At 45.2% G+C, this 22,980-nt stretch carries 20 protein-coding genes and 1 tRNA gene; 9 read left to right on the forward strand and 12 right to left on the reverse strand.

The annotated features are described in order from the left end of the window. Positions 1–131: 131 nt before the first annotated feature. Positions 132–893 (reverse strand): class I SAM-dependent methyltransferase, encoded by a 762-nt coding sequence (locus tag NIES593_RS20430; protein ID WP_073601340.1) that lies wholly within the window; start codon positions 891–893, stop codon positions 132–134. A gap of 39 nt (positions 894–932) precedes the next feature. Beyond that, positions 933–1,535 carry a hypothetical protein gene (locus NIES593_RS20435; protein WP_073601341.1) on the reverse strand — a complete coding sequence of 201 codons (603 nt, stop codon included), beginning with the start codon at positions 1,533–1,535 and terminating at the stop codon, positions 933–935. Positions 1,536–1,696: 161 nt separating this feature from the next. Here NIES593_RS20435 and NIES593_RS20440 point away from each other — a divergent pair, with 161 nt between their 5' ends. Further along, the gene (locus NIES593_RS20440; protein WP_073601342.1) at positions 1,697–2,149 is read left to right on the forward strand and encodes a hypothetical protein; all 453 of its coding nucleotides are present in this window, start codon (positions 1,697–1,699) and stop codon (positions 2,147–2,149) included. A gap of 3 nt (positions 2,150–2,152) precedes the next feature. Here NIES593_RS20440 and NIES593_RS20445 read toward each other — a convergent pair whose 3' ends face one another. The 3 genes from NIES593_RS20445 to NIES593_RS20455 all read right to left on the reverse strand — a co-directional run bounded on the left by NIES593_RS20445 (position 2,153) and on the right by NIES593_RS20455 (position 5,865). After that, on the reverse strand, positions 2,153–2,428 hold the full coding sequence (locus NIES593_RS20445; protein ID WP_015142267.1) for a YggT family protein: 276 nt from the start codon (positions 2,426–2,428) through the stop codon (positions 2,153–2,155). 161 nt (positions 2,429–2,589) lie between these two features. Beyond that, positions 2,590–4,140: a C-3',4' desaturase CrtD gene (gene crtD, locus NIES593_RS20450; RefSeq protein ID WP_073601343.1), complete on the reverse strand. Its 1,551-nt coding sequence runs from the start codon at positions 4,138–4,140 to the stop codon at positions 2,590–2,592. Between the two features lie 357 nt (positions 4,141–4,497). Then, positions 4,498–5,865 (reverse strand): DUF3370 domain-containing protein, encoded by a 1,368-nt coding sequence (locus NIES593_RS20455; RefSeq protein ID WP_083602504.1) that lies wholly within the window; start codon positions 5,863–5,865, stop codon positions 4,498–4,500. A 267-nt stretch (positions 5,866–6,132) separates the two neighbouring features. On the opposite strand from NIES593_RS20455, the gene groES reads away from it, so the two are divergent. Both groES and groL read left to right on the forward strand, forming a co-directional pair. After that, a complete protein-coding gene (gene groES, locus NIES593_RS20460) occupies positions 6,133–6,444 on the forward strand; it encodes a co-chaperone GroES (RefSeq protein WP_073601344.1) in 312 nt (103 codons plus the stop codon). An 81-nt stretch (positions 6,445–6,525) separates the two neighbouring features. Further along, on the forward strand, positions 6,526–8,160 hold the full coding sequence (gene groL, locus NIES593_RS20465; protein ID WP_073601345.1) for a chaperonin GroEL: 1,635 nt from the start codon (positions 6,526–6,528) through the stop codon (positions 8,158–8,160). A gap of 210 nt (positions 8,161–8,370) precedes the next feature. On the opposite strand, the gene NIES593_RS20470 is transcribed toward groL, so the two are convergent. Then, the gene (locus NIES593_RS20470; RefSeq protein WP_073601346.1) at positions 8,371–8,556 is read right to left on the reverse strand and encodes a hypothetical protein; all 186 of its coding nucleotides are present in this window, start codon (positions 8,554–8,556) and stop codon (positions 8,371–8,373) included. 2 nt (positions 8,557–8,558) lie between these two features. On the opposite strand from NIES593_RS20470, the gene NIES593_RS20475 reads away from it, so the two are divergent. Next, a complete protein-coding gene (locus NIES593_RS20475) occupies positions 8,559–10,367 on the forward strand; it encodes an ABC transporter ATP-binding protein (RefSeq protein ID WP_073601347.1) in 1,809 nt (602 codons plus the stop codon). A gap of 85 nt (positions 10,368–10,452) precedes the next feature. Here the strand turns inward: NIES593_RS20475 and NIES593_RS20480 are convergent, their stop codons facing one another. Further along, positions 10,453–11,793, reverse strand: coding sequence for a TldD/PmbA family protein (locus NIES593_RS20480; RefSeq protein ID WP_073601348.1), 1,341 nt, complete (start codon positions 11,791–11,793; stop codon positions 10,453–10,455). 115 nt (positions 11,794–11,908) lie between these two features. After that, the gene (locus NIES593_RS20485) at positions 11,909–13,378 is read right to left on the reverse strand and encodes a TldD/PmbA family protein (protein WP_073601349.1); all 1,470 of its coding nucleotides are present in this window, start codon (positions 13,376–13,378) and stop codon (positions 11,909–11,911) included. Positions 13,379–13,733: 355 nt separating this feature from the next. On the opposite strand from NIES593_RS20485, the gene NIES593_RS20490 reads away from it, so the two are divergent. The 4 genes from NIES593_RS20490 (at position 13,734) to NIES593_RS20505 (ending at position 19,419) form a co-directional block, all read left to right on the forward strand. Further along, a complete protein-coding gene (locus tag NIES593_RS20490; protein ID WP_073601350.1) occupies positions 13,734–15,551 on the forward strand; it encodes an ABC transporter ATP-binding protein in 1,818 nt (605 codons plus the stop codon). A 452-nt stretch (positions 15,552–16,003) separates the two neighbouring features. Further along, complete coding sequence (locus tag NIES593_RS20495; protein ID WP_073601351.1) at positions 16,004–16,642, forward strand: histidine phosphatase family protein; 639 nt, start codon at positions 16,004–16,006, stop codon at positions 16,640–16,642. Between the two features lie 53 nt (positions 16,643–16,695). After that, a complete protein-coding gene (locus tag NIES593_RS20500; protein ID WP_073601352.1) occupies positions 16,696–18,747 on the forward strand; it encodes a DNA phosphorothioation-associated putative methyltransferase in 2,052 nt (683 codons plus the stop codon). Positions 18,748–18,885: 138 nt separating this feature from the next. Continuing rightward, positions 18,886–19,419, forward strand: coding sequence for a hypothetical protein (locus tag NIES593_RS20505; protein WP_073601365.1), 534 nt, complete (start codon positions 18,886–18,888; stop codon positions 19,417–19,419). Between the two features lie 17 nt (positions 19,420–19,436). Here NIES593_RS20505 and NIES593_RS20510 read toward each other — a convergent pair whose 3' ends face one another. From NIES593_RS20510 to NIES593_RS20520, 3 genes are all read right to left on the reverse strand, one after another. Continuing rightward, entirely contained in the window at positions 19,437–19,976 is a 540-nt protein-coding gene (locus tag NIES593_RS20510) for a nuclear transport factor 2 family protein (protein WP_139253765.1), read from the reverse strand. Positions 19,977–20,011: 35 nt separating this feature from the next. Continuing rightward, a tRNA-Arg gene (locus NIES593_RS20515) sits at positions 20,012–20,084 on the reverse strand. Between the two features lie 67 nt (positions 20,085–20,151). Next, a complete protein-coding gene (locus tag NIES593_RS20520) occupies positions 20,152–21,270 on the reverse strand; it encodes a pentapeptide repeat-containing protein (RefSeq protein WP_073601353.1) in 1,119 nt (372 codons plus the stop codon). Positions 21,271–21,386: 116 nt separating this feature from the next. Between NIES593_RS20520 and NIES593_RS20525 the strand changes: the two genes are divergently transcribed. After that, positions 21,387–21,803, forward strand: a complete 417-nt coding sequence (locus NIES593_RS20525; RefSeq protein WP_073601354.1) for a universal stress protein — start codon at positions 21,387–21,389, stop codon at positions 21,801–21,803. 198 nt (positions 21,804–22,001) lie between these two features. Here NIES593_RS20525 and NIES593_RS20530 read toward each other — a convergent pair whose 3' ends face one another. After that, positions 22,002–22,958 carry a DUF1517 domain-containing protein gene (locus tag NIES593_RS20530; RefSeq protein WP_073601355.1) on the reverse strand — a complete coding sequence of 319 codons (957 nt, stop codon included), beginning with the start codon at positions 22,956–22,958 and terminating at the stop codon, positions 22,002–22,004. Between the last annotated feature and the right edge of the window lie 22 nt (positions 22,959–22,980).

Consider the following 22,980-nt stretch of genomic DNA (forward strand, 5'->3'; position numbering starts at 1 on the left):
GGTTGTATGTACGTGGTTCTTTTTTGAGGCATTCCTCCAAAAATACACATCCTTATAGGCGTATTTTCCGTATTTACTTATCTTTACATAGTTTGTTTTTTCTTGCCGACTTACTTAGATCTGCTACAAGCCTAACTGTTTTTGGCTCGCAATCCTCCAAATAAGGCAATCTCAAAAACTTTCATAAAACAATCCACATCGACAAAACCAATTTCTCTAAGCCACTGACACTGAGTTTCTACAAGGGTTAATATATTCGCAGTTTTATCGGAGCGATTATAGTATTGTCGAGCGATTTCTTCTCTAGACTGCTGCGAACCTTGCTTTTGATGAAAAGAACAAAGTGCATCGACAAATAAGCGATCGAAACCCTCTTCTCCTAGTTTCGATTGAGAAGCAACATGTTCTAAATTTAGAAATACTCCACCCGGTTTGAGAATTTGATAAATCTCTTGATAAAGTTCTTTCTTTCTCTCATCGGATAAGTGATGAATGGCAAAGCCAGAAACAATAACATCAAAAGGAGCTTCTTGAGTGACTGAATTAAGCCATTCTTTTTGACCAAAATTTTGAAGAATAAAAACAGAATTATTTTGCTCTAATTTCAGACTATTTTTAGCTGCTGTTAGCATGTTTTCAGAAATATCCAAAAAACTGCCTTTAGCCTTGGGATAGTGTTGATAAATCGACCGACCCAAAATCCCGTTTCCACAGCCTAAATCTAAGAAATTTTCTACCTTGGTTTGAGTTAATTGAATAACCCGAAGGAGCATATCGATTTGCTCTGCTGCTAGAGGAATGGCTCCTCGCACTCCTTCTAAAAAAGCTTTTGATAGTTCGGCGTTCTTCCAGACTTCATAGTTTTTATCTTGAGAACTTGTTTGAGATTCCATTTTTGATTTTTGCCTTTTACTCTTTACCTTTTTCCTTGTTTATGGTTCTGGAAACCGCCAATTATTACGATTCCATCGATCGATTCCTTGGATTTCAAATTCTAAACCGTTCTCAAAGCGAACGATACAATTGGTATAACTCGAATCGCCATCAGAAACTTCAGAAATGTCGATTACCTGACAGGGAAACCACTCGTAACTAGCGGAATCTTCTGGTTGAACCCACTCCCATAGAGCGTTGCAAACCTCAATGCGATCGCCAACTTTAAGCGTTTCGTCGGTTAGCTGTTGTTTGTATTTTGCTAGATGAATCGGCTGCACTCGACTCAGCCAACCAAACCCATATTCGTCGCGGATAAATTGAACGGCGCCAGAATCGCGATTATTCAGCCAATCATTGAGTAAGGTAATTTTCCAGTCTTGATTTTGCTGTTGCCTATCTTGTATGAATTCTAATAAAGTCTGACGTTGTTCTAATGTTAATTCGTCGAGGGGGTTGTCCTCAATATTTGGCTGAGTTGTTAGTTTTTCGACAGTCACTTTGAGCAAAATTTCTTTTTGCCTGTCTGTCAGCGGCAAAAACGCTTGTTCGCATTGAAGAAATGCGGCTTTTAGTGCTGCCTCAATCTCAGCTTGGTTCATAGCTTTTTGGGCAAGCTAATTCTTAAGCGTGGGTTAGGCATTGCCATACCCCTCCAGGCGATCGTTCCGTCGCCAAGATCTCGAATAGCGGTACGACTTAACTTCATCGACGATTCGCGCTAAGCTGAAAGACGAACGAACGTTATCTAGTCTTACAGTCTATGGGATTTCGCGCTTTAACTGTTATAGTTGTTTCTGGCTTGTTGTGGATTTTTAGTTGGATAGCAACTCCTGCCGCTTTAGCACTGACTCAAATTCAACTCTTCGATATCTCTTACACCGATTGTCCTCCCGAATTTGCTGAGGGAAACGTTACCAGTGGCGGATCGAGCAGCCCTGCCAATTGCTTTATGATAACGGGTAAAGCCAAGAATCCTTCTGGTAAAACCGTTTACGATGCAGATGTTTTCGGTCGCATCTACGATGCTAATGGCGAACCTGCTTTGCAAAACCGAGGCCGCATTGGATCGATACCTGAAGTTCCGCCCGGCATCAGTAATTTTGAAGTCAGAATTTCAGTTCCTGCTAATCAACCGACTCCTTTAAAGTTGGAACAGTTTAAAGCCTCTGGTTTTAGTGGCAGCGTCCGCCCCAATATTCAGCGATTTGACTAGAAATTAGCCGAAACTGTAGGCTCCTCGACTGACAACTTGCACTAGCAATTGCCCGACGACTTGTAAAACGATAATTGCCAACCACGGAGAAAAATCGATTCCGCCTAGCGGTGGAATCAGAGAACGGAAAAGATTGAGATAGGGGTCAGTAATGGGACTTAGAAAAGATATGCCTTGATAAGCCCAACCTGCCGTTTGAAACCAAGTTAGCAGAATACGAATAAATATTAGTAACGTGTAGATCTGAATAAAGTTTAGGATAACGGTAGTTAAAAACATCAGTCCAAATTTTTCCTTATTCAATAGTTAAGGGTTTACAGATTATATTAACTTGACATCCTAGATTATTGAAGTCATGCCAAATTCAAAAATTCCTGCAACAAATTAATCCATAGGGGGATGGCAACGCCTTCTGTAGTACAAATCGATCGCAAATTTGGTTACGATCTCGCTTCAATTTGTTGTACGACTGTAAGGGCAGAATAACTGACTCCTGCCGTTCCTTCTCCTGGGTGGGTAGAATCGCCCGCTAACCAGAGGTTTTTAATTGGGGTACGAGTGGCAATACCAAAAGGACCAAAGGTAGAAATTCGCTGACCGACTCCGCCGACCATCCCTTTCTCTCGCGCCGTAAAGCGGGCAAAGGTTCTGGGGGTGGCAGCTTCTTGATGCACGATAGTTTCTGGGGTTAGATGAAAGTACTCTCCCAAACGCGCGATCGCTTCTTGGGTATATTGTTCTTTTAGAGCCTCATAATCTTCTTTTGTTCCCTGCCACCAGATCTGGGTATCCGTAAAAGACGAAGCAATAATTGTCGCTTTTCCTTCTGGTGCGCGTCCGTCTTCCGGTTTGCTGACCGAGACAAACAGCGAATTATTCTCGCCGATGGGTCCGTTGTAGTCGTAGAGAAACTGCAAGTGTGGCGGACAGCCTTCTGGAATGGCACTGCGATCTACTCCTAGATAAACTACAAATGCTCCCGAAGCTTCGGGGAGTTTATCGACGCGACGCTTATACAAGGAAAAAGGATTTTTTAAACTATATTTCTGTTGTTTTGTCTCTTTATCTAACAGTTTCACAAGATTCTGGACTGTGACGTTAGCAACGATAATATCGGCTTCTTGTGTCCAGACTTGGTTGGTTTTGAGGTGGCGAACTTTTACGCCAGTAACCCGTCCGGATTCGGTGTAAATCTGTTCGACACTATGGCGCATAAATAATTTACCGCTGTATTTTTCTAGGGCTTCTACCAGGCGATCGCTTAATACTTGCATGCTACCTTGAAGGTGAAACAAGCCCTGGGGTTCCTGAGAAACTGCCAATGCCGTCGCTGCGTACAAGAGTGCCGTTTCATCCGCATCCACTTGGGAGTACAGCTTCAATTGCAAATCGAGAAATTTCTTGAGACGCTTATCTTTGTGCAACCCATACAACCGCAAGGCATCTCCCACCGTCATTAGCGCAAACGGCACGGTCATTAACGTATCGAGTCGCACCGCCGAAAGCAACCGCCATAAATCCCAGAGATTGCGAGGCGGCAAAACGGGATCGCGGGATTGAAAGTTCCAACTTGCCCGAAATAATCTTGCCATTAACTGCCAGAAAGGTTCGCTTCCAGGAAACTGTCGCTGTCTTTCGGCATGCCACTTTTGAGGATCTCGCCAAACGTTAATCGGTTCTTTTTCTCCCGGTAAAAATACGGCACAAGCGGGATCGCAAGTAGTAGCGGCAGGCAATTCGACTCCCAGTTGTGCAAAAATCCGATGATGAATGCCACCTGGTTCTAATCCAGCTACCTGAGTTGCCCCGACATCGAACGTAAAACCGCGACGTTTGAAGGTAGAAGCGCATCCCCCCGGCACAAAGGCTTGGTCGAAAATAGTGACTTTGTAGCCTCGACGGGCAAGCAGTGCGCCTGCGGTTAGTCCGCCAATGCCTGCACCGACGACAATAACGCGGGTTTGTTCATGACTGCCTTGGCTGCTTGGCATTTTTATAATCTTAGCATTTCTTAATATTTCTTCTTATATGGTAACTAGCAAGGGGGAGCAGTATGAAAGAGCAGGGATATTTCATTATTTATCATTTTTCATTCATTAATGACAGAGATAGTCGATCGCCCTCACCCCCAACCCCACTCCCAATTTGGTAGTGGGGAGAGGAGTGTATATCATGACATGACTAATGAAAATTGGTATTAATTGCCGTAAGTCCCCACTGAATTCGTTACTCCGAATCAGTGATGGGATTGTTCTGGTGGGCGACAACAAAGGAGTCTCCGACCAATGTCAAATGTCATAAGGCGAGTACAGAAGCCCATACTGTACCGTCAGGTCAGTGCGGATAGTTCACTCAAGCGTCTTAATTGTCAAAACCTGTGGCGGCGTTGCATCGGGAGGATACAGAAAATCCACTTGCACTATACGCCAATCATTAGCAGGGATATCGACGGTAACTAACGGTTCTCCCTTTTGCCCTCGTCTTTGGACTAAATGAAAATAGCGAGTGCGGTATTCTCCACGGTCGTCTGTATAGCGAATCTTTACAGAACCTCGAAAAAACACTTGCTGGGCGGGAGGTTCGAGAAAACGCAATCCTTCTTTCAATTGGTCTTGTTTAATCGGCGTTTGCACGGAGATGGCAACAGTTTGACTTTCTTGTGTGGGGTTGCGCAGGGGTAAAGTCAGACTATATTGCACGCCGTAGTTTCCATGCGCCTCATAGGCTGTATCGGGATAGCGAACTAGCATGGGGGCACTCTGACTTTGATGGGTTCCCAATCGTCCGCCCTCTAGCGTACTCAACCCATAGGAAAAAGCTTCGCCTTGTGCCGGAATCGTGAGGTCTAAAGCAGCCGGATCGAGCAATCTCGCTTTCCAGATAGAACCTTGAGCAACTCCCGCCACCCGACCGTAGACAATATTGTCAGTCGTACCGGGAGCCGACGGAGCGCGATCGCGCGGAGTAGCTAATTCTCCCTTCTCCAGTAGATTTTCCCATTCTTTTAACGTCGGTTTTCTTTCTTTTCCTGCCGCGTCCACGGGGGCAAACCTAGCCAGACTTGCTGCATAAATCTCACCATTACTCCGCAATCGCATGTAGGTAGAACGACCGTTTAATGGGGGGTCTAGCTCTCGTACCGGAATCGGTAAATTCATCAGCATCCGACTTTCTCCGGCAGGAATGACGATTTGATGCGGAAAAATTGCTTGATGGCGATTCCTCAGAATATCCCCCATAACTCGACTTCCAGGACCCGCATAAACCTTTCCTTCGGGATCTTCGACTTGAGGAGGTAACTCAACAAACGGAGCATCTGGCTGACTTAGGTGACTAGCTGCTTGCAAAATATCGACCGTGACTGGTTTTTGAGTTGGATTGTGCAAAATTATCCCTAAGTATAGCGTCCGTAAATCTTCTGGGGTTGGCGCCTTAGCGACGTGATGGGCAAAAATATCGAAATATCCTTGAAAAGAAAAATTTAAATGGGCAGAGGGATTGGCTTTTCCCTGAGGCGGAAAAGTAGAGAGTAAAATCCCTTCATTGATTATTAATTCTGGACTGTTGCTGTTAAAAACAGGAATTTTATTGAGCTGTCCCGGTAAGGGACGTACTTGTTGCAGCTGTACGATTTCCTGAGGTTGAGGGGCTGTTGTCGGAGGAACCTGGGCAAATATGAAGCTCGTATAAAGAAGGTTAGATAAAATGGAAAACATCAATTTTCGTCTCTACTTTTAGCCGGTAACCCAAAAAACATCTAGCTTAATAGTTTAGGCGGCAGAGAGTCAAAACGAAGCGATTGTGCCCGATTGACACGTCGGTCTTTTATTTTGTTATCTCTATTGCCACTGAAGTTCGGAAACCCGTACTCAAGCAGGAGTTGCCACGAGCTATCCTGTTTCGCTAAATTAGCACTCGGAAGGTGAGAGTGCTAAATCATGAAATATAGCACCGACCAATTCTAGTAATTTGGAGGATTTTCCATGGCAGCAATTAGCATTAGCGTATCGACAGTTAAACCATTGGGCGATCGCGTTTTCGTAAAAGTTAGCCCATCTGAAGAAAAAACCGCTGGCGGAATTCTCCTACCCGACACGGCTAAGGAGAAGCCCCAAATTGGTGAAGTCGTTGCTGTCGGTCCCGGCAAGCGCAACGACGATGGCAGTCGTTCCGAGCCAGAAGTGAAAGTTGGAGACAAAGTTCTCTACTCTAAGTATGCTGGCACCGATGTGAAACTCGGCGGCGAAGACTACGTTTTGCTGTCCGAAAAAGATATTTTAGCGATCGTCTCCTAACTACTACTGAATTTTAATAGCTCACTAACTACCACTACTTACAACAAAGTTCGCTAAATCTACTTGCAAGAGGCATAACTTATGGCTAAATCCATCATCTACAATGACGAAGCTCGTCGCGCTCTTGAGCGAGGAATTGATATCCTAGCTGAAGCCGTTGCCGTTACCCTCGGTCCCAAGGGACGCAACGTCGTCTTAGAGAAGAAATTCGGCGCTCCCCAGATCGTCAACGATGGGATTACCATCGCTAAAGAAATCGAACTCGAAGACCACATCGAAAACACAGGCGTTTCTTTGATTCGTCAGGCAGCCTCCAAAACTAACGACGTAGCTGGGGACGGAACTACAACCGCTACCGTACTCGCTCACGCCATGGTTAAAGAAGGCTTGCGCAACGTCGCTGCTGGCGCTAACCCCATCGCTATCAAGCGCGGGATTGAAAAAGCGACAGAATTTCTTGTAGAAAGAATTGCCGAACACGCTATACCAGTAGAAGATTCTAAAGCGATCGCTCAAGTTGCTTCTATCTCTGCTGGTAACGACGAAGAAGTTGGTCAGATGATTGCCAGTGCCATGGACAAAGTGGGCAAAGAAGGTGTCATCTCTCTTGAAGAAGGTAAGTCTATGACTACCGAACTGGAAATCACCGAGGGGATGCGCTTCGATAAGGGCTATATCTCTCCCTACTTCGTCACCGATACCGAGCGCATGGAAGCGGTAATGGACGAGCCTCTGATCTTAATTACCGACAAGAAAATTGCCCTCGTTCAAGACCTCGTTCCCGTACTCGAACAAGTTGCCCGTCAAGGCAAACCTTTACTGATTATTGCTGAGGATATCGAAAAAGAAGCCCTCGCTACCCTGGTCGTCAACCGCCTGCGCGGAGTCCTAAATGTTGCTGCTGTTAAGGCTCCGGGCTTTGGCGATCGCCGCAAGCAAATGCTTGAAGACATCGCCATTCTCACTGGCGGTCAAGTCATTAGCGAAGATGCGGGTCTAAAACTAGAAAACACCAAGGTTGAGATGCTCGGCAAAGCTCGCCGCGTCACCATCACCAAAGACAACACCACCATCGTTGCTGAAGGTAATGAAAAAGCCGTTAAGGCTCGCTGCGAGCAAATTCGCCGTCAAATCGAAGAGACAGAATCCTCCTACGATAAAGAGAAACTGCAAGAGCGTCTGGCTAAGCTGGCTGGCGGCGTAGCCGTAATCAAAGTCGGTGCAGCTACCGAAACCGAAATGAAAGACAAGAAGCTGCGCCTGGAAGACGCGATTAACGCGACCAAGGCAGCCGTTGAAGAAGGGATCGTTCCTGGCGGCGGCACTACTCTGGCGCATCTCACTCCCCAACTCGAAGAGTGGGCAACCAAGAACCTCGCTAATGAAGAATTAACGGGTGCTATGATCGTTGCTCGCGCTCTCTCCGCTCCTCTAAAACGCATTGCTGAAAATGCAGGTCAAAATGGTGCGGTAATTGCCGAGCGCGTTAAAGAGAAAGAGTTCAACGTCGGCTTCGATGCTGCTAAAGGCATGTTTGTCGATATGTTTGAAGCTGGTATCGTCGATCCCGCCAAAGTCACTCGCTCTGCTATGCAAAATGCTGCTTCTATTGCAGGCATGGTGCTGACCACCGAGTGCATCGTCGTCGATAAGCCCGAAAAGGATAAAGCTCCTGCTGGTGCTGGCGCTGCTGGCGGTGGCGACTTCGATTACTAATCTTTTGGCTTAGCAGGCAGTGCCTGCTAGGCAACCGATCTTCTCTAATTGCAATCCCCTTTCCTGAGTTCTCTGAGGAAGGGGATTGTTTTATCTTAATATCGGTTCAGTTCCCCAAATCGGTACACCAAAGTTTAGTAAATTCACTTGGTTCGGAATTCAAGAAATCCAAAAACTAAGTACAAACATCTGAAACGTCAGGAAAAATTGCTAATAACTCCAAATATTGCGGATTAGTCGATAGATTTTAGTTCTTACCGAATCGTCAAAATCAGGCGCTTGGGAATAAGCTTTCTCGACCAATTGTTCGATCCATAATTCTACATCTTGTTTGTTGCGATCGCTATTTCTGAGATCGGCTGAAATAGCTAGCCTAGAAGAAATTATAATTAGCAATTATGCCTAAAATTGAGCGATCGCGACATCCCCTACAACGTCTGTTCAAGTATGGACGCAAATATCATCCGTTAATTTGGCAGGCGACAATTTGTTCGATCTTAAATAAATTATTCGATCTAGCTCCCCCTGCGATTATCGGTCTAGCAGTAGACGTGGTAGTTGCGGGAAAAAACTCGATTCTGGCTAAATTTGGCACTACAGATATCTTTAGTCAAATTCTGGTTTTATCGCTGCTTAATTTTGTGATTTGGTGTTTGGAGTCGCTGTTTGAATATGCTTACGATCGCCTCTGGAGAAATCTTGCCCAAAATATTCAACACGATCTTCGTCTCGATGCCTACAATCACTTGCAAGATTTAGAATTAGCTTATTTTGAAGAACGCAGTACGGGAGGATTGCTGGCAATCCTCAACGATGATATCAATCAACTCGAACGCTTTTTAGATATTGGGGCAAACGAGATTATACAAGTTACTACCAGTTCTCTCATCATTGCTGGTACTTTCTTTTATCTGACTCCCAATATTGCCTGGTTGGCGATGTTACCCATTCCGATTATTTTATGGGGTTCGATCGCCTTTCAAAAATTACTTGCCCCTCGCTATGCTGATGTCCGCGAAAAAGTCAGCTTGCTCAACAGTCGTTTAGCCAATAATTTGAGCGGAATTACTACAATTAAAAGCTTTACGACGGAAGCTTACGAAATCGAACGCTTGCGCGGAGAAAGCGAAGCCTATCGTCAAAGTAATAGTAACGCGATCGCGCTGAGTGCAGCGTTTGTCCCCCTCATTCGTTTTGCGATTTTATTTGGTTTTACCGCCTTGCTATTGTACGGCGGCAGAGAAGTTATTGAAGGTCGTTTAGCTGTCGGCGCATACAGTACCCTATTATTTCTCGTGCAACGCTTGCTGTGGCCCCTAACTCGCTTAGGACAAACGTTAGATTTGTACCAGCGGGCAATGGCTTCTACCAGGCGCGTGATGAATCTTTTGGATACTCCTATTGCAATTCATTCGGGTCATATTGCCCTTCCCCTCTCTTCAGTCGAGGGAGACATCAAGTTAGATGGGATAACGTTTGCCTATCCAGGAAGCAGTGCAGTTCTTGCCAACTTTTCCTTACATATTCCTGCTGGCAAAACCACTGCGATAGTCGGTTCGACGGGTTCGGGAAAAAGTACGCTGGTAAAACTCCTCTTGCGACTGTACGAGGTCGATCGCGGTAGAATTACCTTGGATGGTATAGATATTCGAGAATTGCGCTTGCAGGATTTACGAGGCGCGATCGGGTTAGTCAGTCAAGATGTCTTTCTCTTTCACGGTTCGGTGCGGGAAAATATTGCCTATGGCAATCCCCATGCCTCTCTAGAAGAAGTCATCGCCGCCGCTAAAATTGCCGAAGCAGACGATTTTATCGTGCAATTGCCCAAGGGTTACGATACCATTGTCGGAGAACGGGGACAGAAGCTATCGGGCGGACAAAGACAAAGAATCTCTCTCGCGCGTGCCATCTTAAAAAATCCCCCGATTCTGATTTTGGACGAAGCCACCTCCGCCGTCGATAACGAAACCGAAGCCGCCATTCAAAAATCCTTAGACAAGATTACGCAAAATCGAACCACGATCGCGATCGCCCATCGCCTCTCTACCATTCGCAATGCCGATTGCATTTACGTCATGGAATATGGCCAACTGGTCGAACGGGGAACGCACGAAGAATTATTAGAAAAAGAGGGAATCTACGCGAGTTTGTGGCGCGTACAAATGGGACTTGTAAGCTCATCAGGCGCGATCGCAGACGGGGGATGAAAGCGTCATTAGTCATTGGTTATTGGTACGACGGACAAAGGACGAAGGACTAATGACCAATGAAAAAAGAGAATTAATTCCCTAGCTATTGCCCTGTAATCGATAGTCCATCTACCCAAACTCTCGGACTCAATCCCCTCGGCGTTAACTCCGCATCTGATTCGACATAAATAATCGACTTCAAGAGGTCGAGAAAATCCCCTGCTACGGTTGCAGCTTCGATGCTGGTTAACTTGCCTTTATTCGCCAACCAACCATCAAACGGCAAAGAAAAAGACCCCTGCAAAGCATTCACCCCCGCATGAAGGGCGTGAAGTTCATCGATGAAAATAACGTTCTCCGCTTCTTGCAAGCTGTGGGTTTGGAAAGCAGGTTCGCCAGCAAAGACGTGATAAAAATGAGAACCGACCGTAACTTTCGCCCCAATGTTGGCATGACCCGTCGGTTGGGCATTCATTCGTTTTGCCGTTACCGTACTGTGGAGAAAACTACTGAGTACTCCATTGGTAATCAGTTCCACGCGACGAGTTGGCGTTCCTTCGCCATCGAAGGTTTCGGCTGAAACATTGTCGGGATGCAAGGCATCATCGCTGACACAGAGTAAAGGAGAAGCTACAAGTGTGCCCAACGACTCCAGTGTCGAGAGACTCTGTTTATCTAAGATATTCTGAGCGTTAAATAAGTTAGAAAACGCGCTCAAAAGGCTTAAAAAAGCACTTGGAGAAAAGACAACCCGGTATTTTCCAGAGGGAATGGGTTGATAATCTAAATGACTAATGGTTTTGTCGATGACTTCCTTGATACAGCCATCGATGTCTAGCTGCGCCAAATTGCGGCTAACTTTAAATGTGCCCGCACTGCGAGGCTTTTTCCCTTCTTGGTCGGTTTTGCTGTAGAGATAGATAGAAGCATAGGAACGACATTCGTGGCGCATTGCCCCATCGCTGTTTAAATAGAAGCGTTCCGCATCCCGTTGCTCCAAACCGTTGTCAGGAACGCCTGTAATGGCTGGATGAGCTTCTATTATGGCTTTTTCTGCCGCAAGTAGTTTTTCTATCAGGGTTGAAACTGGGGCAGGCGCTTCTTTCTCCCAGTCAATTTCTGCTGTTGGCTGTTTGGCTTGCGAACTGAAATCGGGCACATTTTCTTTCGCCCCAAAGAAACTGGCTTCATAAGCCGTTTTCAGCGCTAATTTCAGTCCTTGAGGGTCTACATCCGTCGTCGAAGTCACGCCTAAAGTATTATCTTTGTTCCAAACCCGCACGATGACGCTAGAACGATTGGAGGCTTGCACTTGCTTGAGTTCTCCAAAAGCAACCTCCACGCTAGTTTTATCGACGGCTGAACCGTAAAGATCGAATTTTTCAATGCCGAGTTCGCGAGCAGTTTCTTGAGCGTAGTTGGCTATTTCTATAACGTTAGGCATTTTCAGTAATCAGTAATCAGTTTCGGTAGGAGCGGGTTGAATTGTAAAATGAGCGTCTTGTTACATAGCCGCTGACTAAACCTGCCCGTACAGTTTTCAGTTGTAGAATTGAGAGTTATCTTCCACCTACGGTTATCGAATCCACTTTAAGATGGGGTTGCCCGACGGTGACGTAGATGCTACCGCTGACGGAACCGCAGAAACCTGGTGCCAGTCCTAAATCTTGCGAACACATCGAGATTTTATTCATAATATCTTTCGCTTCGCCAATGAGAGTCGCGCCCTTTAAGGGTTTGGTAATTTTGCCATTTTCAATTAAATACGCTTCCGAAACGGCAAAATTGAATTCTCCCGTGGCACCAACGCTTCCACCTCCCATCTGTTTGCAGTAGATGCCTTTGTCTATCGAGGCAAAGAGGTCATCGATGGAATAGTTACCCGGTGCGATGTAGGTATTGCGCATCCGCGAGGCTGCCACATATTTATAGTCTTGACGGCGACCGCTGCCCGTGCGAGGATGTCCTGTGCGCATAGACCCCGCGCGGTCTGCTAAAAAGTTTTTCAAAATGCCATTTTCGATCAACAAGGTTCTTTGGGTAGGCATTCCCTCGTCGTCCATATCAATCGTCCCGAAGGCATTTTCCGATCTTCCTTCATCCCAGGCAGTTAAATTCTCGTGGGCGATTTTCTCTCCCTTTTTGTCGATAAACGGTGTAGTTTTCTGTTCGATTTGGGTGGTTTCTAAAAGGTGTCCGCAGGCTTCGTGGAAGATTACGCCGCCAAATTCATTTGCCATAATTATCGGATAAGTTCCCGACTCCACATAGTCGGCATAAAGCATCTTTCCAGCCGATTCTGCTACTTCTTCAGCGACGGTTTCATAGTTCCAAGTTCGCAGAAAGTTGGGGTCGCTGGTATTACCAGCGCGTTTTCCTATCGAGGAACGGTGCGCGCCGTCAGCACACAGGAGATTATAACCGACGGATTGGCTGAGGCGAATGTCTCTGGCGAAGGTTCCATCGCTGGCAGCGACGAGAACTTCTTGCCAATCGCGAAAATATACCGCTCGTCGAGATTGCGCGTGGGAGGCTTTTTGCTTGAGTTTCTGATTGGCATCTAGGAGAATTTCTCCCATTTCTTTCATCGAACTGCATTGAGAAAGCCACGCTTCTTTATCTTTAACGGTGGTGTAGTCTCTAATCATCTCCAAATTAATTTCTGGGACGTAGGCATTCGGTGCGGGAAGTTGCAGTCCCAGGATGGATAACCCTTTTTCTAGCGCTGCTTTTAGTCCGGCAAAGGAAAGGTCGTTGGTACTGACGTAACAGTCTGCTTTTCCTCGGAAGACTCTGACTCCAGCACCAGTCATAAGTCGAGGCGAAATGCTGGTGATGGCATCATCTTCTGCCAAACAACTAATATAGTTGACGCGCTCTAGGAAAAATTCGATGAAATCTGCTCCGGCAGCACGTCCTAAGCCTAGTAGGGTAGACAGGGGCGCTTGCCAACTCGTATCGAAGCGATCGCGGCTAAGATTGTATTGCAGGGTAGGTAGTTCTTTAGAAATCAGTAGGGTAGGCGGCATAGATGATTTCCTCTATAGCGTGTGATTGACAAGTCCCGTAATTGTCAGTTTAACTTACAAAGCCGCATCTACGGAGGCTTTCTGTTGAGGCTGTCGTTGCCTCCACTATCCAACGATAATCTCGATCTGAGTTGCTATTTCCAAAAACTTGCTTGGCATTTAACCGTTGTAAGGCTAGGAATAACCCCTAAGACCGCAAATTTCTACAAAAAAGTAGCCATAGCACCCGTTCTCTATAGCGGGGGTCAGTTGATCCCAGGTCGAGAATGTAGTATTTGTAGTATACAATGTAGCGAAAAGTTTATTTTTTGTTACGGCTATAAATTGTAACCAGAATACCCACTCCAGAGGCATCATGGCATCCTTTCGAGATATTCTCGGCTACTTTCGCAAGTATATAGCGATCGCGCTGTTCAGTATTGCTGCTTCCAGTTTTTTTGAGCTTGTCGATCTCGTCGTTCCCTATGCGATCGGACAGATTCTCAACGTTCTTTCCAATCAACCCTTAGATCGATCGCTACAAAACTTAGTAGCACAAGTTGCGCTTCTGACGCAACGACCCGAAGATAGATTTTTGTCTTTGGGAGTATTGTTGGGCTTAATTTTTCTGGTGACAGTCGTTAGAGCGCCCATTCAACCGTGGTTAAGTGCGTGGTTTCATTGGGATATTGCCCTACGCACTCGTCGGGATCATCTCCACAAAGTCATTGCAAAAATCTTGACCCTGCCCCTCTCATTTTACGACGAAAATAATCCCGGTCGCATTGCCAGTCGCATTGCCAGAGGGATTGAAAATCATACCTGGACTTATCCGGAAGTTGCCGGACAATTTATTCCCAAAATGGCAAGAATCTTGGGAATTTTTGTCGTGATTTGGGTAATTGAATGGCGAATTGCGATCGCGTTTTTCATTTCTTTTCTGCTGATTCTGGTTTTTATTCTCAAAGATCTGAACGGACTGATTAAGAAAGAAGAAGTTTTAGATCGTCACATGGAGAATACCCAAAGCCGTACCTCAGAAATTATTACTAATATTAAAACTGTCAAAGCCTTTGCAACGGAAGCCTATGAATTAGATCGTCAAAAACAGCGATTAGAGCGAGAATCAAACTACGTCATCTATCGCATTCACAAAGGATACGTTGACTTGCTGACATGGCAAAAAACCATCGTTCAGCTATCTGTTTTTTGGGTCTTATTGTTTACGCTAATTTCTACGGTGCAGGGACATATTTCCATCGGACATTTTATTACTACCCTGACCATTTCTAGCATGGCGTATTCAGAACTCGATCCGATTAGCCAAATGGCAGAAATTTTTGCCCGTCGTTATGCTTCTATGATTCGCCTGCACGAATTTATGAAGCTTCCTGCTGGTACGGATGCAGCCAGTTTATTACCCGAATCTATTTACTCAAATCCTTACAAATTTACGGGAAAAGTTGAGTTACGCCATCTAACTTTTGGCTACAATCCCAATCGTCCCATTCTGAAGGATATTAACCTTCTCATCGAACCTTATCAAACTGTTGCCTTAGTTGGGCGTTCGGGTTCGGGAAAATCAACGCTGGTCAAACTTTTATTCCGCTATTTTGAACCGAATCAAGGCGGTATTTTTATCGATGGAGAAAATATTCGTACCTTAGATACTGCTGGCTATCGTAGACGCTTGGCAATTGTACATCAGGAGGTGGATATTTTTAATGGAACACTGTTAGATAATTTAACCTACGGAAATCGCAAAATTAGCTTCGAGCAAATAGAAAAAGCTTGTCGAATTGCTAGAGTCGATGAATTTATTCACGACTTACCAAAAGGTTACAACACGATAGTTGGCGAACGAGGCGTTCGTTTATCTGGCGGGCAACGGCAGCGTTTGGGAATTGCCAGAGCATTAATTGTCGATCCCGATGTTTTGGTATTCGACGAAGCAACTTCTAGTTTAGATTACGAATCCGAGCGATCGATTCAGTTAGCAATGCGATCGATTTTTGGAACTCGCACGACAATAATTATCGCCCACCGTTTGAGTACTATTCGCGAGGCAGATAAGATTGTAGTGTTAGATTCTGGAAGAGTTGTAGAGGTAGGAAATCACGATGAGTTATTGAATCAACAAGGGATTTATCATCGCCTGCATTCATTGCAAGAAACCGGAGAATTGTTGGATTGATTTGGATTGGAGGTTGGTTGAAAAATTAGTAATCCACAAAACCAACCTCTATTTTTTAAATTAATTTTTATATATTTCGCCCGGTAGTAAAAAGAAATCAACCTTAGTTTTGACCGAGTTTATTATTAATAATTTTGATTTTAGATGTTACATCATGAGCTACTTGTTGAATATTACGATCGCCAGTGAAATTTGGGTCGGTAGCCTCATTCAAGCTTTGAAAGATCGATCTATCATTCAATTCTATAGCCATGCTAATCGATCGCTCAGTAGTGCGAGCATCTAACTATTTGCGAGCAAGATGCTCGCATTACATGAAAACTCATAATTAATATAGAACAGCTAGATCTTTTTAAGAAAAGCGATCGCGCACATCTTTACAATAAGGAATCAGATCTTATTTCGCGTTACCCTATAAACGGTATCCAGCCTCTCCAGTTTTAGAAACACCTATGACTCTGAAAATTTATTTCCTCCGACACGGAGAAACTATCTCCAGTCAAACTGGAACCTATTGCGGGACTCTAGATGTAGACTTAACGCCAGAAGGCTATTTAATGGCGGAAGATTTTGCCAAAACCTATGAATCTCTGCCTTGGACGGCTGTTTTTTGTAGTCCCATGCATCGGACTATCGCTACTGCCAAACCGTTGTGCGATCGCGTGGGATTAGACATGAAACTGAGGGACGGACTCAAAGAAATTGCTTATGGCAAATGGGAAGGCAAAATGCCAGAAGAAGTTAATCGAGAGTTTCACGACGACTACGTGCGCTGGTTATCCGATCCCGGTTGGAATGCGCCGACAGGCGGAGAAAAAGGAGTCGATATTGCCCGCCGCAGTTTTCAGGTACTCGATGAAATCGAACGAACCTGTAGCAATGGAAACATTCTCGTCGTTTCCCATAAAGGAACCATTCGGATTATCTTGTGCGAGTTGTTGGGAATTGATATAGGACGCTTCCGCGATCGCATTGGCATGCCCGCCGCCTCTGTCAGCATTGTAGAAATGGCAGAACGAGGGCCGTTGCTTCATATTATGGGCGATCGCTCTCACCTGCGAAAAGAACTGCGCGATCGCGTCGGTAGCTAGCGCGATCGCATTTACTATAAAAAATAAGGTCACGCCAGATTGAATTCCCAATAATGCCCCTCAATGACGAGCAATTTAGAGCGATCGCTCTAAGCTGTCAAAATAGTTCCATAGGCAAACGCTTACCCAATGCACTGTACGTTCATATCAGTGCCTTAACTTCCCTCGACGCGCCTTTACAGGACTACGAACGCCAAGCGAGAGTAACCGACAAAATTGAAGGCGCAACCCTCATTAAATTCAGCACCGATAAACCGAAAATTTCCTATCTGTTTTATCCCGACTTCGATCGCGATCCTCATCCTGCCCTACAATTTAGCGTCGTGGTAGATATGGAAACCCTGCGAGCAAGTTATTGGGACTATGCTGCCTCAGATAATCCACCCATTCTCCACCGCAAAGAAACCTTCGTTGCCTCAGACTATCCTCTCTATCAAGAATTTACCCAACTTACCGATTGGGAAGAGAAACTGGGATTATTGGACAATTCCCGCTTTGTTGGCACTCGTTTGGAATGGCAGCAACGCCTAGACAATTACAGAATCGCCTTTGACGGACATCGCCTCATCTGTCCGATTGACGGGACATCTACTCAACCTGTTTCTATCGATCGCCACAAAGCGGCAATCCCCCGCAAATCTCTCTCTCGCCCCGTTCGTTTGGCACTAGAAGCGGGTTTATTTGTACCAGAAGTAACGACTTTCTTTGACTATGGTTGCGGTTACGGCGGCGACATCGATCGCATTGCCGAAGGTGGTTACAGCAGTTCTGGATGGGACCCTTATTATCGTCCCGATACGCCTCGCACTCCGGCAGATATCGTCAATTTGGGGTATGTAATTAACGTCATTGAAGATCTTGCCGAACGTCGGCAAGCTTTGCTGCAAGCGTGGGAGTTAACCCGCCAAGTCTTAATTGTAGCGGCGCAGGTATCGATCGACGATCGCGATCGCGGTATTGTTGCCTATGGCGATGGCATTATCACCAGTCGTAATACCTTTCAAAAATATTACGAACAAGAGGAACTCAAAACTTATATCGACCAAGTTCTTAATGTCGATTCAATTCCAGTAGGACTGGGAATTTATTTCGTTTTTCGCGATGAAACTCAAGCAGAAACGTTTCGAGTTTCTCGCTTTCGTTCGCGTACTACTACCCCTAAAATTCAAACTACAATTAAACGATTTGAAGACTATGAAAGTTTACTAACTCCCTTGATGGAATTCGTTACTCAAAGGGGTCGCCTTCCCACCAAAGGCGAGTTAGAAAATGAGTCAGAATTAAGGGTCGAATTTGGTACAATCCGTCGCGCTTTTCAGGTAATTTCACAAGTGACTGATAAAGAAGAATGGGATGCGATCGCCCAAAAACGCCGTCAAGATTTACTACTCTATTTAGCCCTCAGTCGATTCGGCAATCGCCCAAAATCCAGACAATTATCTTCTACTGTTCGAGAAGATATCAAAGCCTTATTTGGTGGTTATAAGCAAGCTTGTATTTTGGCAGATGCCATGTTATTAAGTTTAAGAGATTTAGACAAAATTGCCGCTTTATGTCAAAATAGCCCGGTAGGTAAAAAATTCCGCCATTCTTTATTAATTCATATCAGTGCCTTGGAGACTCTCAAACCTTTACTGCGACTCTATGAAGGTTGTGCGAGTCGAACGGTTGGTCGTTTAGAAGAGGCAAATTTAATTCAATTCTTTTTTAACAAGCCTAAAATTTCTTATTTGGTTTATCCAGATTTTGATATCAATCCCCATCCGACTTTACAGGTAAGTATGGATATTTATTTAGGCAATTTAACCGTTAGATATCGAGACTTTAATAACGAAACTAATCCTCCTATATTGCATGAAAAAGAGGCTTTGGTGCCGACCGATTATCCCCTCTATGAAAAGTTTGCCAAGTTAACTCGTAAAGAAAAAGATTGGGGGCTGCTAGACGATTTTAGTACGATTAATCGCCTGCAAGGATGGTTAAAATGCTTGGAAGATCGTTGTGCTGTTATTAAAGGATATCAATTACAGTGGAATAAAGATGCCGATCCTTATAAAGTTAAGCTCTTGCGATCTCAAATTAATGCTCGCAAGCAAAATCAATAAATGTACGGGGTTATTTTATTGTGATATCAAGTTCGGATAATTAGTTGTCATTACTAACTTCGTGAAGAATTTACTAGATATTCTCTAGCTACTTTATAATAGAATCGTTACAATGACAAGGTATTCTTGTTAAAAACTATGAGTTGGCAAGTTTCTGAATCAGTAACATTTGAAGATGCGATCGCGTTGACTGAATCATTATTAAAACAAATGTCAGCAGGTCAGCTAGAAGACAGAGAAATTCAAGCAGCGATTACCGATCTCGTCAAAACCGAAAATGGTGCTAGAGGGTTTTTCGTAACTTATTTAACAGATAATCGTCCTCTCGCCGACAATCCCACTACTGGAGTAATTGAAGCCCTAAAATCTTCTCCAGAAATTGTCAGCGAGTTACTCGTTAAAAATCTAGCCATGTCATCAGCAATGGTAATAGCTCATCGTCGCAATAATGATGAAGAAAATGCCAAAGGTTCCGATAGCGTTCGTCAGCGTACTGCCAACCTGATTCAACAAATTAAATCGGATTTAGTTGCTAAAAAATTAAAAGAATTACACGAAAGTGCGGCTACTGGAGAAGGCAATTACAAAGACTTTTTACAGCGCTGGGGTTACGACGACGAACAAAAACAAGTCATTCAAAAAGCTATTTCAGAAGTCTGCGATCGCCATTAGATTCGTTTAATGCTTAATTACAAATTGTCTCGATCTTCCCAAGTTGCCGTATCGATGTATTCGCGAAAACGAGCGATCTGACCGGCTTGAAAATCTACGAGAATAGCATCGTCAGCTCTGTTAAGGCGACCCTCCTGGTTTTTATCCTCCCAGTACCATTCCACCGCAGCGCGATCGCCTTCTATTATAATTTGTTTAATGTCAATTCTAACCGATGGATGAGAGGCAAAAAAATCGGTTGCAACTTGCCGAATCGCTTCCCGTCCTACCCAGCGGTTGCCAGGGACGATAAATTCTCCATCGGGACTAAATAAAGACGCAAAAGCCTCTGCATCTCCCTTTACCCAAGCTTCCCGCGCCTGTTCGATCGTGGCTCGGATTTCTTCTGGTTGCATCGATTCCGCCCTTTCTCGATTCAAGGAATTAGCGATCGCCGCAGGAATAAAATTCTCTAGTGCTGAATAGCTGGCAAAGTTTAGCGTTGCTGCGACAACAACGACTACTATTAAAATTCTCAGGATTAACCTCACTAAATTACCAGCTGGGCGATCGCTCATAAGCGGCAAATCAAGCTCAAGTCTTGAGTGGGAAGCGAGCACGGAGGGATTTGAACCCCCGACCCTCAGAACCGGAATCTGATGCTCTATCCACTGAGCTACGTGCCCTTGACCAAGTGAGAGGAAACTCTGCCGTAAGACGGCGGAGTATCTCTAACTTTATCTAGAATAACATCTATTCAACGATCGCGCCGCGCTCTTTTAAACTGTGCCTCACCTCGTCTAAAAGACCGGGATTATGGCTAAATCTGGCTTGCAATACCGTTGCTCGGCTAAAATTGGCATTGCTTAAATTAGCCTCTCCTAGATCGGCTCCCGTGAAATCGGCTGCGATCGCGTTAACTAAAGCTAAGCTAGCGCGGCGTAAATCCCCATAGCTCAAATTAGCATTACCTAAATAGGCACCGCTCAAGTCAGCACCGCTGAGTTTGGCATAGCTGAGATTAGCTTCGCTGAGATCGATATCCGTTAAATTAGCTCCTCTAAAATTTGCTCGCGAGAGATCTGCACCGCTTAGTTCGCTCCCGCTTAAATTAACTGCCAAAAAGTTACCTCCAGCCAAATCCGTTAATGGATTTAATCCAGCTAATTTAGCTAATTCTAGGAAATTATCAGTTTGGGCTTCATAAATGCGCTCGATAAGTTGTTTTAAACGCATTAGTAAATCCGGGTTAAGAGTGGCTTCGCGCCCTTCAACTAAAGGTTGCCAATCTTTTGTATCCTCAGAGCCAAGCTGCGTCCAACTTAGATAGGGTTTGAAACGATTTTCTAGCAACAGAAGCGCGATCGCTCTCTCTAAAATTCCGTGCTTGTTGGGGCTGATATCGTGTCGCCACAAATCCTCGGCATTCGTGAGAGAAATATCTGACTGAGAGACTTCAAAAGTCGCAGCGAGGCGATAGGATGGTTCCGTTGGCATCAGCGTTGCCAGCTTTACCCGTTGCAGCGAGCCTTTTAAATATAACTCGCTCGATTTTGGGAAAAATCGCCAAGTTGGATTAATTTTAGAAATTGTCGTCGCCACTTGAAATCCTTTGCCGATGTCGGAATTAACTGAAGAAAGTTCGCCGCCTTCGATCTTAAGTTTCAGTTCGCCGCCTTTTAATCCAAATCTAATCCGACCATCGAGCAAAGATTTCCACTGTTCGTTAAACTGAACGGTCAAATAGAGATCGAATTGTTGTGAGGGAGTCCTGCTAGAAGAGGCTGGAGTCGCTTCTAATTGAAGCGAGATGCAGTCTGGGTAAGGATTGTGAGACTCAAGCAGGTGCATGGGAGAGAGGAATTGTGGCATGACTGGTTATGAATTATACGAAATGATATTTAAACTCTGGCGATCGCTAGACAAAATTTAAGCTTCGAGGCAAAATTCCAATAGCGTTGACTGCACGTGTGAGGAGAGATAGTTGGGTGCTGAAAACAATTTTGTTAGCTCTAGACTGTTCGGATGGATCGCAGAGCATTATTCAAGCCTTAGATATCCTCCAAGTTCAACCCCAAACCAAGATTATACTCGCCCACGTGCTTTCCGCTCCGACAAGTGAGAGCGAGCTTGCCGCCGATCGCCCCCATGAATCGCCCGAATCTCTTTATCAGCAAGCACAACAGCAATTACAAGCTTATCGGGCACAAATTCCCAACAGCGCGATCGAGATTGTCAGCGGCGATGCGAGCGAGGAAATCGTCCGCCTTGCCAATATTCATCAAACCGATTTGATTATCATCGGTACTCGCGGGTTGAAAGGGGTCGATCGCGTTATTGAAGGCTCTGTCAGCTCTCAAGTCGTGGCAGACGCTCCTTGTTCGGTGTTGGTAGTCAAGTCTTAGCAAACGCAAAGCGTAACTAAGTAGAATCGAGGGTGCAGGAGTTGAATTAGACAAAAATCGTTAAATGCGCTTGAATTAGGGCACTCTTCTGCTGTGAGTCTTCTTTAGAAGCGGGTCATCTCTCAGGTGCAAAAAATAGATTGCCGTGGGAATCTTTCCACGGCAATCTGTCAGAATCTATTCAATTGATAGCTTAAATTAGACTAGCTTCAAATTGGGATATTCAGCCAAGATGTCCTCAGAGGTTAGAGTATCTCCTTGTGCTTGAGGAGTCCAGAGAACCTCGACGGCTAGCAGGCGATCGCTGCCGATTCCCCCAATTTGTTGCAAGGCTTTGCGTAAATCTTCAGAATCGTTAATCTTGGGCAATTCGAGTTTTCCTTCAACGCCGACTAGAATGGTGGCGACGATGTAGTCCCCAGAACCGTTGCCTGTTTGGGCTAGTTGTCCCTGTCCTTCTAAGAGAGCCGTTGGCGAGGCTTGTCTGAGTTGGTTGTTGACGTTCGAGAGCGTTTCTGAGGTAAATTTACTCCGTTCTGCCAAGCTTAGCTGATTGAATTTGGCTTCTGCCGACTCTAAAGCAGTTTGATAGGATTCCGTAGCGCCATAAACCCAATATTCGGGATGGCGTAGCAAGGCTAGGCTAACTTCTTGGAGAACCAAAACGCGCCCCGCAGCCGAATTGGTATCTGCGCTCAAGGCGATTTCATTCAATTCTTTCTGCAAACCACGGGCGTTAGCGAATAATCCGACTTGTACCTTAGCAACAGAAATTTTAGAACTGCCGTACTCGAAGGAAGTTCCATCTCCTTGCATGCTGGTACTGCGAAGGCTTCTCACGAGAAAGTTGGCGATCGCAATAAGGATCGCAATGGTAAACAGTCCCCCAAAGCCGCCGCCAAAGCCGAAGAAAGGCAACAAAAAGGGAAATCCAATACCGCCGCCATAGCCATAGCCATAACCGGGCGAACTATAGCCGCCTCCTGGAGGGGCGTAGGTGCGGCTGGGAGCGCGGAAGGAACCGCCGCCGATTCGACCGCCACTGCGGGCAGCCAAGGCAGTGCTCGCATTGCCAAAAACTAAGGTGAGAACCAGTCCCAGAGCTATCAGGGATTTTAAAAGAGATTTTATTTTGGGAAATCGTTGATTAGACATGGGAATATTTTGGTTGTCTACA

The sequence above is a fragment of the Hydrococcus rivularis NIES-593 genome, from assembly GCF_001904635.1.
GTDB lineage: Bacteria > Cyanobacteriota > Cyanobacteriia > Cyanobacteriales > Microcystaceae > Hydrococcus > Hydrococcus rivularis.

Excerpts from the sequence above, each read along its gene's own strand:
- NIES593_RS20480 (WP_073601348.1), bottom strand. The coding sequence starts at position 11,793 with ATGCCTAACGTTATAGAAATAGCCAACTACGCTCAAGAAACTGCTCGC.
- crtD (WP_073601343.1), bottom strand. The coding sequence starts at position 4,140 with ATGCCAAGCAGCCAAGGCAGTCATGAACAAACCCGCGTTATTGTCGTC.
- NIES593_RS20490 (WP_073601350.1), top strand. The coding sequence starts at position 13,734 with ATGGCATCCTTTCGAGATATTCTCGGCTACTTTCGCAAGTATATAGCG.
- NIES593_RS20430 (WP_073601340.1), bottom strand. The coding sequence starts at position 893 with ATGGAATCTCAAACAAGTTCTCAAGATAAAAACTATGAAGTCTGGAAG.
- NIES593_RS20520 (WP_073601353.1), bottom strand. The coding sequence starts at position 21,270 with ATGCCACAATTCCTCTCTCCCATGCACCTGCTTGAGTCTCACAATCCT.
- groES (WP_073601344.1), top strand. The coding sequence starts at position 6,133 with ATGGCAGCAATTAGCATTAGCGTATCGACAGTTAAACCATTGGGCGAT.
- NIES593_RS20495 (WP_073601351.1), top strand. The coding sequence starts at position 16,004 with ATGACTCTGAAAATTTATTTCCTCCGACACGGAGAAACTATCTCCAGT.
- NIES593_RS20500 (WP_073601352.1), top strand. The coding sequence starts at position 16,696 with ATGCCCCTCAATGACGAGCAATTTAGAGCGATCGCTCTAAGCTGTCAA.
- NIES593_RS20505 (WP_073601365.1), top strand. The coding sequence starts at position 18,886 with ATGAGTTGGCAAGTTTCTGAATCAGTAACATTTGAAGATGCGATCGCG.
- NIES593_RS20435 (WP_073601341.1), bottom strand. The coding sequence starts at position 1,535 with ATGAACCAAGCTGAGATTGAGGCAGCACTAAAAGCCGCATTTCTTCAA.
- NIES593_RS20440 (WP_073601342.1), top strand. The coding sequence starts at position 1,697 with ATGGGATTTCGCGCTTTAACTGTTATAGTTGTTTCTGGCTTGTTGTGG.
- NIES593_RS20455 (WP_083602504.1), bottom strand. The coding sequence starts at position 5,865 with ATGTTTTCCATTTTATCTAACCTTCTTTATACGAGCTTCATATTTGCC.
- NIES593_RS20510 (WP_139253765.1), bottom strand. The coding sequence starts at position 19,976 with ATGAGCGATCGCCCAGCTGGTAATTTAGTGAGGTTAATCCTGAGAATT.
- NIES593_RS20445 (WP_015142267.1), bottom strand. The coding sequence starts at position 2,428 with ATGTTTTTAACTACCGTTATCCTAAACTTTATTCAGATCTACACGTTA.
- NIES593_RS20485 (WP_073601349.1), bottom strand. The coding sequence starts at position 13,378 with ATGCCGCCTACCCTACTGATTTCTAAAGAACTACCTACCCTGCAATAC.
- NIES593_RS20530 (WP_073601355.1), bottom strand. The coding sequence starts at position 22,958 with ATGTCTAATCAACGATTTCCCAAAATAAAATCTCTTTTAAAATCCCTG.
- NIES593_RS20475 (WP_073601347.1), top strand. The coding sequence starts at position 8,559 with ATGCCTAAAATTGAGCGATCGCGACATCCCCTACAACGTCTGTTCAAG.
- groL (WP_073601345.1), top strand. The coding sequence starts at position 6,526 with ATGGCTAAATCCATCATCTACAATGACGAAGCTCGTCGCGCTCTTGAG.